Origin of the sequence: Faecalicatena contorta (genome assembly GCF_021531895.1) — a bacterium.
Classification (GTDB): Bacteria; Bacillota; Clostridia; order Lachnospirales; family Lachnospiraceae; genus JAFBIX01.
On sequence record NZ_JAFBIX010000012.1, the window covers coordinates 88,292 to 95,021 of the forward strand.

The following is a 6,730-nucleotide window of genomic DNA, read 5'->3' on the forward strand; positions in this document are numbered from 1 at the left end:
ATCTATTCGCGCATACGATAACCCACACCACGGACTGTCTCTATTCTCTCTCCACTTTTCCCAAGCTTCTGACGCAGGGTCCTGACATGGACATCCACCGTTCTGGTCTCGCCATCAAAATCATAACCCCAGATTTCTTCCAGGAGAAGATCACGAGTCATCACAATATTAGAATTCTTCATCAGTCGCTTTAGCAATTCGTATTCCTTCAAAGTCAGATTCACAATCTCTCCCGACGCCGTTACTTCGTGTTTCTTGGTATCGATCTCAATATCTCCGACCTTAATAATATCCTGCAGCTCATTAGAACTTTTCTGACTCCTTCGAAGCACCGCTTTAATTCTGGAAATCAATTCCATCATACCAAACGGTTTCGTTACATAGTCATCTGCCCCCAGATCCAGTCCTTTCACTTTATCATATTCTGCTCCCTTCGCCGTCACCATGATTACAGGGATATCCCGTGTTTTCGGCGATGCTTTTAATCTTTTCAGCAACTCTATCCCATCTTCACCGGGAAGCATAATATCCATCAGAACAAGTTCCGGTGTCTCCAGCGCCAACGCTTCCAAAAATTCCTTTCCATCTTCAAAACCACGCGCTTTAAAGCCCGTGGTCTCTAATGTGTATACGACTAATTCTCGAATATTACTGTCATCCTCTACACAAAATATCATAAACTGTCTCCTTACGCTTTCTATACCTTACTCTCTTTATGAATTCCGGTAATAGAAAATTCTACCCACTCCGCAATGTTCGTGGCATGATCTGCGATTCGTTCCAGATATTTGGCCACCATGATAAGGTCTATAACCTTTACTCCCTGGTTACCCTTATTCTCGGCAATGAATTCCACCAGCTCCTGCTTATTTTCCTCGAACATCTTATCAACTTCATCATCTGCTTCCATGACATTTCTTGAAAGCTCGAGATTCTTCTCTACATAAGCAGTCACACTGTCTCTGACCATCTTAGCTGCTGCTTCAGACATCTGACCGATTCTTGGTATCTCCGTCGGCTCAACCCTTCCTTCAGAAATAATGATTTCCGCAATATCGGATGCCTGATCTCCGATTCGTTCCATATCGGTGATCATCTTTAGCGCTGCCGAAATCTGGCGAAGATCTCTGGCTACCGGCTGCTGCTGTAGTAACAGCTTCAGACACAGACGTTCAATATCCTTCTCCATCTGGTCAATCTCTTCATCTGCCTCGCGTACTTCTCTTGCCTGCTCAATATCACCTTTCTGTAATGCCGTGGTTGCACGGTTAATGGCAACTTCACATAACTCTCCCATGTGGATCAACTGTTCATTCAGATGCTGCAGCTGCATATCAAACTTATTACGCATATCTTAACCAAACCTCCCTGTAATATAATCCTCTGTTCTCTTATCTGCCGGTATGGAGAATAATTTTTCAGTATCATTGTATTCTATAACTTCTCCTAACAAAAAGAAGGCTGTATTGTCAGATACACGCACTGCCTGCTGCATGTTATGTGTGACCATGACAATAGTATAATCTTTTTTCAGTTCCATCGCAAGGTCTTCAATCTTGGAAGTTGAGATGGGGTCAAGCGCGGATGTCGGCTCATCCATCAGCAGCACTTCTGGCTGTACTGCAAGCGCTCTTGCAATGCAAAGTCTCTGCTGCTGTCCGCCAGACATTCCAAGCGCACTGGTCTTCAGACGGTCTTTGCATTCATCCCAGATTGCCGCATCGCGCAGAGATTTTTCTACAATCTCATCCAGTTTAGATTTTGAATGAATTCCGTGTGTTCTTGGGCCATAAGCGATATTATCATAGATACTCATTGGAAATGGATTTGGTTTTTGAAAAACCATTCCTACCCTTTTTCTCAACAGATTCACATCTATATCTTTGAAAATATCCTGACCATCCAGAAGAATCTCCCCTTCAATACGACATCCCTCTACCAGATCATTCATTCGGTTAATGGATTTCAGCAAAGTGGATTTTCCGCATCCGGAAGGGCCGATAAATGCAGTAATCTTATTTGCTTCAATCTCAAGATTAACATCTTTCAAAGCATGAAAATCACTGTAATACAGCTCCATATTTTTTATGCTAATTTTACTCATGACAATTCCTCTCTATACTTTCGTTAATTTCTTCGCCACAACGCTAGACAATGTATTGATTCCAACCACTAACACCAGCAGGATAACGGCTGTTGCATAAGCCTGATCCATGTATAATCCTTCACTGGCAAGATTATACATATGTACTGCCAGTGTTCTTCCTGAACTCATGACACTCTTTGGGAAATCAGCTACCGTTCCAGTAGTATAAATCAGTGCCGCCGTCTCACCTACGATTCTTCCGATTGCCAGGATCACACCTGCCAGAATACCCGGCACTGCTGAAGGCAATACAATCCGGAACACTGTACGAAGTTTGCCGGCGCCAAGTCCAAAACTTCCTTCCCGATAAGAATCCGGCACTGCCTTCAGGGCCTCTTCTGTACTTCTCATGATCAGTGGAAGTACCATAATAGACAGGGTAAATGCACCCGCCAGAATGGAGAATCCCCATCCACATGTCGTAACAAAGAACAACATTCCGAACAGACCATAGACAATAGAAGGAATTCCCTGCAAAGTCTCTGTAGTCAATCGGATTATTTCTACAAATTTATTTCCTCTCTTTGCATATTCCACCAAAAATATCGCAGAAAAAATTCCAAATGGTACTGCTATCACCAGCGATAAAAACGTCATAATAATCGTATTAATCAGCGCTGGCATTAAGGATGCGTTTTCAGAAGTATAATTCATTGAAAACAAGGAGGGGTTTATATATGGCACTCCATGGATCAAAATATATGCAATCAAGAAAATCAACACCGTAAATGTCAGGATTGCAGAAAGCATTACCAGAAGCATTACAACAAAGGAACCTGGTGTCCTTTTGTATGATTTCATTTTTTGCTTAAATGTAACTTCATTACTACTCATGATCGTTCCTCCTGTTTAATAGTGCTACACAGAAATTAATGATCAGTATAAATACGAACAACACCACACCTGTTGCTATCAGTGCTTCTCTGTGAAGACCGGCTGCATATCCCATCTCGATAACAATGTTCGCTGTCAGTGTCCTGACTCCTTTAAATATACCCGCCGGCATTCTTGCCTGATTTCCTGCTACCATGATCACGGCCATCGTCTCACCGATCGCACGGCCTACTCCCAGCACAATTGCTGCAACCACGCCAGACTTTGCAGCAGGAAGAACAACTTTAAAGATTGCTCTCTCATGTGTTGCCCCCAGGGCGACTGCGCCTTCATAATACTGTGACGGCACTGCCCGAAGAGAGGATTCTGTCAACCCTATGATGGTAGGAAGAATCATCATTCCAAGCAGAAGAGATGCGGTAAGAATACTGCTTCCATTTCCAGCAGATCTTAAGATTCCCATCTCTTTTAAACTCCTTCCTATATTGCGAATCAATGGAACTAATACTACAAGTCCAAAGAATCCATATACAACCGACGGAATTCCAGCCAGCAATTCTGTCGCCGTTTTCAACGGTTTATAGATCTGCTTTGGACAATAAAATGCCATAAACACCGCTGTTAAAATACCAATCGGCACGCCAAATACAATCGCACCTGCCGTTACATAGAGGCTTCCGACAATCATCGGAAGGATTCCATATATGTCATTATTCGGTTTCCATATCTCTCCAGTCAGAAATTTGCCAAATCCGATCTCTTTCATTGCAGGGATACCATTTGCAAATAAAAACACACAAATGAGAGCTACCGCCAACACCGAAGCGCAGGCGGCAATGAAGAACACTCCCTGCATGAATTTTTCAGTCCATGCTTTCGATTTCATATTATTCTAATACCTCATCCCATGTAAGAGCTTCACCTGTGTAGATTGCTTTTACCTGATCACTTGTCAGCTCATCTGTCGTATTATTTTTATTTACGATAACTGCGATACCATCTGTTGCAATTACCTGTGGTACGAGACCTGCACTTAATTCTTCGTCTTTCAGTTCACGAGATGCCATACCGATGTCATAGCTTCCATCAATAGTAGATGTCATACCTGTTGTAGAATCTGTTGTCTGAAGTTCAATCTCAGCATTTACATTTACTTCTTTGTAAGCTTCGATTAATTTTTCCATTACAGGAGATACAGATGAAGATCCACCAACAACAGCTTTTCCTGAAGGAGCTGTTCCTGCATATGGCTCAGCGTCATCAGAAGCAATGTAACCATTATCAGAAATAACCTGCTGTCCTTCTTTACTCATGATAAATGTAATGAAATCATTTGCAACTTCGTTGTCCATTCCTTCTTTTGTGGCAATGTTAAATGGTCTTGATACTTTGTATTCACCGCTCTTAACGTTCTCTGCTGTTGCTTCTGCTCCATCAATCTTTACTGCCTTGACACTGTCATCAAGAGAACCAAGTGATACATAACCAATCGCATAATCATCTCCAGCTACGGTTGTCAGCATAACAGATGTACTGTTCGTAATCTGAGCTTCCTCGGTTGTCATATCAATCTTCTCGCCAGATTCATCCTTCTCTTCAATTCCGAACAATTCAATAAATGCTCCTCTTGTACCAGATCCATCTTCTCTTGATACGATTGTGATATCCATAGAAGGATCCCAATCTCCACCTTCTGCTGTCTCTTCTGTAGCTGCATCCTCTCCCTCTGCAGAAGAATCTGCATCAGAACTTCCACAACCAACTGCAAGACTTGCAATCATACCAACTGTTGCTAATACTGCAATAAACTTTTTCAATTTCATATTCAATTTCTCCTTTGATTTTGCTTTTTGTTTTCTTCACAGTTGTTATCATAAAGGCGCAATGTAAAATCTGAAATCTCAGGAATGTAAAATAAATGTTAAATTGGGGACGTAGTATTTTGCAAAAATACTACGTCCCCAATTGCAAAATGTGGTGTACCCAAATGAAAAATGCCCTGTACCCATTTAGTTCTCTAAGTCCGTTATTCCTTTTTCTGTATACAAATCTTTGATGTTCACTGTTTTCGTAACATCTGCGAAGTGTATTTTTATCTCTTCATTTCCGGTTAAATCTATGGTTCCCTTACCGTCAGAATCTAAGATGGTATCTTCATCAATGAAGGTAAATCTGTAATATCCTCCTGTACGAACTGGTTCCTTGAATGGGCTCACACGATATTTTATAATTTCAAGCCATTCTTCCTCTCCAACACTGATAACACCTGCACTAATATATATTTTTTCATTCTGCGGCAGGAACCCAAGTGTTACTATGTTTCCCACTTTCTCATAAGTAATTCTTACGTCACTATAATCTGCGGTCCTTCCATATTCGTAATATGCTTCATATACACCAAATAAAACGGCGCATATCATGGCTGTCACCATCACGGCAGCGAAAATCTTATGCAGATTAACTTTTCGTACTTTAAGCAATGGCTGAATCTCTTTTTTTCTTTTCTCTATCTCGTCTTTCGCTAACTTATCTGTGACAATTTCTTTTCGCATCTCCTCCAGGTATCTACGGCATTCTCTGCAACCTTCCAGATGTTCTTCAATTGCCTGGTTGCTTTCTTCACTTGTTAATCCGTCGATATAGCTTGGTAATAAATCCCGGATAATTTCACATTTCATTCTTTTTTCCACCCTTTCACAATTTTCTGTTTTGCACGATAGAATGTCACTCGCGCCCAGTTTTCATTTTTTCCAAATAATTCCGCGATCTCTTTAAAAGAGAATGCTCCTGTAATTCGAAGCAGTACCACTTCTTTTGAAATTTCATCCAGAATGTGCACCTTCTGAAATAATTCCATCTTTTCTTCTTTCAGGCAAAACTTTTCATCCAAAGATTCATTACCAGAATGCATTTCTTCTAGAAGCGAGGTTGTTCCTTTCTTCTTTCTGCGTTCCAGTTCCCTGTACCACAAATGCTTTGCAATCTGGCACAGCCAAGTTGACACTTTACAGGTTCCATCATATTTCTTTGACGACCGGACTGCCTGATAAAATGTTTCCTGCGTCAACTCTTCTGCCGTATCCTCTTCATGGCATAAAGATAAAAGGAACTTGTACACTAACTCGGCATGCTCTTGATATATGGAATCCATATCCAGCATTCTCTCACCTCCTTGTTATACCTATATATCCAAAAATAAGAAATTTCGTTACACACTTCAAATAAATTATTTACATAGTTAAATGCAACGCAATTCTGGCTTTTCTTTTCTATTTTAGCATGCTATAATCCTATTGAAATTCTAAAATAATATCTGGCATCTGATATGTACCTTACGTGGATACACCATGATGCTATAAAGAGAGGATTATAGATTATGTGGATTGCAGACCATTGGAAAGATTACGAAGTAATAGATTGCAGTAAGGGTGAAAAACTTGAACGCTGGGGACAGTATATTCTGGTTCGTCCGGACCCGCAGGTCATCTGGGACACTCCGAAGACCGAACACGGCTGGAAGCATATGAACGGACATTATCACCGCAGTAAGAAGGGCGGCGGAGAATGGGAATTCTTTCATCTGCCGGAGCAGTGGCAGATTCACTATGGTGATCTGACTTTTAATCTGAAGCCATTTAGCTTTAAACATACCGGATTGTTTCCGGAGCAGGCAGCGAACTGGGACTGGTTTTCAGAGAAGATTCGAAATGCAGGCCGTCCGATCAAGGTATTGAATCTATTCGCTTACAC

General features: G+C 41.3%; 8 protein-coding genes and 1 pseudogene. 1 reads left to right on the top strand and 8 read right to left on the bottom strand.

The genetic code is table 11. The features are described 5' to 3' along the window. Positions 1 to 2 precede the first annotated feature (2 nt). The 8 genes from JQM81_RS06260 to JQM81_RS06295 all read right to left on the bottom strand — a co-directional run bounded on the left by JQM81_RS06260 (position 3) and on the right by JQM81_RS06295 (position 6,140). Complete coding sequence (locus tag JQM81_RS06260) at positions 3 to 677, bottom strand: response regulator (RefSeq protein WP_235232681.1); 675 nt, start codon at positions 675 to 677, stop codon at positions 3 to 5. Positions 678 to 697: 20 nt separating this feature from the next. Beyond that, entirely contained in the window at positions 698 to 1,351 is a 654-nt protein-coding gene (phoU, locus tag JQM81_RS06265; RefSeq protein ID WP_235232682.1) for a phosphate signaling complex protein PhoU, read from the bottom strand. Between the two features lie 3 nt (positions 1,352 to 1,354). Next, positions 1,355 to 2,104: a phosphate ABC transporter ATP-binding protein PstB gene (gene pstB / locus JQM81_RS06270; protein ID WP_235232683.1), complete on the bottom strand. Its 750-nt coding sequence runs from the start codon at positions 2,102 to 2,104 to the stop codon at positions 1,355 to 1,357. A gap of 12 nt (positions 2,105 to 2,116) precedes the next feature. After that, positions 2,117 to 2,980: a phosphate ABC transporter permease PstA gene (gene pstA, locus JQM81_RS06275; protein ID WP_235232684.1), complete on the bottom strand. Its 864-nt coding sequence runs from the start codon at positions 2,978 to 2,980 to the stop codon at positions 2,117 to 2,119. Next, positions 2,973 to 3,866, bottom strand: coding sequence for a phosphate ABC transporter permease subunit PstC (gene pstC / locus JQM81_RS06280; protein WP_235232685.1), 894 nt, complete (start codon positions 3,864 to 3,866; stop codon positions 2,973 to 2,975). The genes pstA and pstC overlap by 8 nt, the downstream gene beginning before the upstream one ends. Position 3,867: 1 nt before the next feature. Further along, entirely contained in the window at positions 3,868 to 4,803 is a 936-nt protein-coding gene (locus JQM81_RS06285; protein WP_235232686.1) for a substrate-binding domain-containing protein, read from the bottom strand. Positions 4,804 to 4,989: 186 nt separating this feature from the next. Beyond that, a complete protein-coding gene (locus tag JQM81_RS06290) occupies positions 4,990 to 5,658 on the bottom strand; it encodes a zf-HC2 domain-containing protein (protein ID WP_235232687.1) in 669 nt (222 codons plus the stop codon). Beyond that, a complete protein-coding gene (locus JQM81_RS06295; protein ID WP_235232688.1) occupies positions 5,655 to 6,140 on the bottom strand; it encodes an RNA polymerase sigma factor in 486 nt (161 codons plus the stop codon). The genes JQM81_RS06290 and JQM81_RS06295 overlap by 4 nt, the downstream gene beginning before the upstream one ends. Before the next feature lie 216 nt (positions 6,141 to 6,356). Here JQM81_RS06295 and JQM81_RS06300 point away from each other — a divergent pair. Further along, a pseudogene (locus JQM81_RS06300) lies at positions 6,357 to 6,730 on the top strand (SAM-dependent methyltransferase); the annotation flags it as partial.

Bases quoted from the DNA above. Each gene is read 5' to 3' on its own strand.
- JQM81_RS06260 (WP_235232681.1), bottom strand. From the start codon at position 677: ATGATATTTTGTGTAGAGGATGACAGTAATATTCGAGAATTAGTCGTA.
- phoU (WP_235232682.1), bottom strand. From the start codon at position 1,351: ATGCGTAATAAGTTTGATATGCAGCTGCAGCATCTGAATGAACAGTTG.
- pstB (WP_235232683.1), bottom strand. From the start codon at position 2,104: ATGAGTAAAATTAGCATAAAAAATATGGAGCTGTATTACAGTGATTTT.
- pstA (WP_235232684.1), bottom strand. From the start codon at position 2,980: ATGAGTAGTAATGAAGTTACATTTAAGCAAAAAATGAAATCATACAAA.
- pstC (WP_235232685.1), bottom strand. From the start codon at position 3,866: ATGAAATCGAAAGCATGGACTGAAAAATTCATGCAGGGAGTGTTCTTC.
- JQM81_RS06285 (WP_235232686.1), bottom strand. From the start codon at position 4,803: ATGAAATTGAAAAAGTTTATTGCAGTATTAGCAACAGTTGGTATGATT.
- JQM81_RS06290 (WP_235232687.1), bottom strand. From the start codon at position 5,658: ATGAAATGTGAAATTATCCGGGATTTATTACCAAGCTATATCGACGGA.
- JQM81_RS06295 (WP_235232688.1), bottom strand. From the start codon at position 6,140: ATGCTGGATATGGATTCCATATATCAAGAGCATGCCGAGTTAGTGTAC.